The sequence below is a fragment of the Zavarzinella formosa DSM 19928 genome (assembly GCF_000255705.1).
GTDB classification, from domain to species: Bacteria; Planctomycetota; Planctomycetia; order Gemmatales; family Gemmataceae; genus Zavarzinella; species Zavarzinella formosa.
In genome coordinates, this window is the sequence record NZ_JH636451.1 from 340 (window position 1) to 3,322 (window position 2,983).

Sequence of the window (2,983 nt, forward strand, 5' to 3'; positions counted from 1 at the left end):
GAGCGGACAGAATGAGGCGGTCAGCGACCAGAGTACTCCGCACGCTCCGCGTGCGGGTGGAACGTTGACCCGTTTCCATCGTCTGGCCACCAGGCAAGTCCATCCGCACGCGGAGCGTGCGGAGTACTCTGGTCACTGACCGCCTCATTCTGTCCGCTCGCTCTTACATGAACACGATCTCTCAAAACCATGACTTTACGCGGGCCCCGGCGCTCACTTCCCAAAGGACCGGCGCGCCCGCCCCCGCTTGTCCTCGTCATCGGTCTCCATGCTGTGCTTCAGCAACTTCGCCTTTAACTCAGCCGGAACCAAGGCGAGGTCATCGGGACGCTGTTGAGAAAAATCCCACCCGCCGAAGAGTCTGGCCACGCCCTCCATCTCCGGCTTCGACAGATCACGCCCCTTTACGGCCTCCAACAGTTCTGCGGTCGAGTAACCCAAAAGGAGCTTTCCGGCCACGGATTCATACACCGGATAGCCCGACCACGGGCCGGCGCCCGAACCAAACCAGGCGGCGAGGGCCAGGATTCGGGCCTTCTTGTCCTTCACCTGCTCCGCGAGCGCCTTTTGCATCGGCTCCAGATCGGGCGTGAACGACCGGGTGGCGGCCTCCCAATGCGGCTTGAGGGACGGCGGCATCGCGGCGAGCCAGCGTTTTTTGTCCGCGTCCGCTTGCTTGCGCAATTTCACGTCGAGGTCAAACTCTTTTCGCGGGCCTGGGATCTTCCGATCGTCGAACCACTTGAGCAGCGGTTCGGAGTCCGTCAGCGCCGCATCGCTGGCCCACAAATTGCATCGGACAAACACCCCGTGGTGATTCGTGATCAGGCCGATCTGTTTGCCCTTCTCGTAGAGAGCCACGGCGGGCGTGCCATAACAGGAGCAACGCCATCCTCTCTCCGGGGCACGGAGTTTCATCGCCGCTTTGAGTGAGTCGAGATCCTTGCGATCCTTGGACTCATACAGCGTCGGGGCCTTTTCCAGCGGCGTGTCAAGAACGACAAGTTTGTCCGCACGATCAATAAGGGCGGCGAGTTCCGCAGGCTTCACGTCTCCCCCCTTTTCCGGCGGAGCGGCCGAGGAGAAGCACGAAGTTAGCGCGAAGGCCAGAATGGTTCCGAGCAAGCGAGATCGGTAACGACGCATTTCGAGCTCCTGCCGAACGATTGAGTTCAGGTGTCGGGGCTAAAGAATCTAAAGCCACATGACGAGCGCCGAGGTCCCCGGTTATCTGCGACGTTTTGTTCGGCGGCTTACTTGCCGCCTCGCCGCAAACGCGGCGGCCTGTGCCACGAGTCCGCCGTCGCCAACAGATACCGCAGACCCTGCTTGAGGTTCGCCCTCGCGCCGCCGTTCAGGTGCCGCGCCCATTCGGGACGCTCCTCCCCGCGGAACCACGCCAAGTGTGCCAGCGCCCACCCGAACATCGGCGGCGTCATGTACTCCGGCTTGAGCATGTCCGAGTCCGGCCACTTGCCGTACAGGCTGTCCCAATTCCGCGGCGTGTTCGCCAGGAAGACGCCCAACCCGAAGTGGACCACCGTCAGGTCCGTCAGCAACTCGTTGTCGAACGCCTCCCGCATAATCCGGCTTTCGCCGAGCAGCCGGACGTGAGCCAGTTCGTGCGCGATGGTGCCGACCAGCCCCATCGGATCATCCAGCCCCGACTTGTCGATGCGGATGACGAACTTCCGCTCCCCCTCCTCATAGGTGCCGGCCGCGCCGGGCAGGTATTGGCCGGCGTCGTTGACCAGCCAAATCTTGCCCGCATCGGCCACGAACTTGAGGGCGACCAGGTCAGGCGGCACGTCCATGTATTCGCACACGCGGTCGAGCATCTTGCGGACGGCCTTCTTGGACCCGTCGTATGGGTCCGGGAAGAACTCGGGCGTGGGCAACACGATCCGTCGGCCCGAAAATGCGCTGTCCTCAAATTCCCCGGCCAGCCACTCAAGCCGCTCCTCCACCCATGACTTTGCGGCCGTGTCGCACGGGCACGACGGAGGAAAAAGCCAGCCAAGCATTGTCGCCTCTTTCTCTTGCCGAATGACTGAATTCAGGGGCCGGGGCCGAAGCACCTGTCATCAATTTACGGCGACTCGGGCCCCCGGTTATCTGCGACGTTTTGTTCGGCGGGCCTTGCAACTACCGCCCGCCGGTGGCGGACGGCGACCACGAAGCCCGTCACGATCATGATCGCGGCGACAACCTTGATGATGCCGATGGCCTCCTGGATCGGCATGAAGAACCCGTGCCACCACTGCTCGCAGAACCAAACACCGGCGAATAGCCCCAATCCCCCGCCGGCCAGCGCTCCGATCCAGAACCCGGGAGGAAATCGCCGCCGCTCGCTCGCCATCCGCACACCCTCCTTGCCGAACGACAAAGCTCGGCAGCGCCTGGTTCGGCATCCGCGCTATCCCCGCGCCGCCGCCCGCCGGATCAACACCACGGCCTCGGCGCCGACGACCGCAACCTCGTTGTCGTGGTCGTCGCGGATGACCGCAAACACCCGACCCCCGGACGGCTCGGCGAACACGAAATCCCTCGCCCCGGCACGCCACAGGTCATCCGCCCACCCGGCCTCCCGAACCCCGACCCGGAGCCAGGGAAGGCACGCCATCATCGACAGTTCGCGTTCCCGCCAACACGTCAGGACCGACAGGCAGCCCTCGGCCGGGCTGCCCAAATAATCACGAGCGAAAGCCGACAGGACCGATCCATGCGCCCCCTCCACGGCTGCTTCCGACAGGTTGGCCAGGGTCGGGGCATCCCGCCGCAGGCACTCGCGGACGGCCACCCGCACATCGATTGGCTTGCAGTCGGGGCCGGCGAACTCGACCGGGGCCAATGTCTCGACCCGCCCCATGAGCCTCGCCAGCGCCACCCGAGCCGACCCGAGCCGCAGCTTTTCTTGCAGCGTGGCATGCGCGGGGTATGTCAGCGGCATCAGGGTGGTCGGACTCATGTTGCCCATCCGGTG

Annotated in this window: 4 protein-coding genes; all 4 read right to left on the reverse strand. The window is 64.3% G+C overall.

The features are described from left to right. Window positions 1–213: 213 nt before the first annotated feature. Window positions 214–1,146, reverse strand: a complete 933-nt coding sequence (locus BGIM_RS0142475; protein ID WP_029631821.1) for a hypothetical protein — start codon at window positions 1,144–1,146, stop codon at window positions 214–216. A gap of 107 nt (window positions 1,147–1,253) precedes the next feature. Further along, the gene (locus BGIM_RS0142480; protein WP_020475673.1) at window positions 1,254–2,024 is read right to left on the reverse strand and encodes a hypothetical protein; all 771 of its coding nucleotides are present in this window, start codon (window positions 2,022–2,024) and stop codon (window positions 1,254–1,256) included. Window positions 2,025–2,089: 65 nt separating this feature from the next. After that, on the reverse strand, window positions 2,090–2,359 hold the full coding sequence (locus tag BGIM_RS0142485; RefSeq protein WP_020475674.1) for a hypothetical protein: 270 nt from the start codon (window positions 2,357–2,359) through the stop codon (window positions 2,090–2,092). A gap of 57 nt (window positions 2,360–2,416) precedes the next feature. Next, on the reverse strand, window positions 2,417–2,983 hold a 567-nt coding region (locus tag BGIM_RS55465; RefSeq protein ID WP_238537823.1), incomplete at its 5' end, for a hypothetical protein.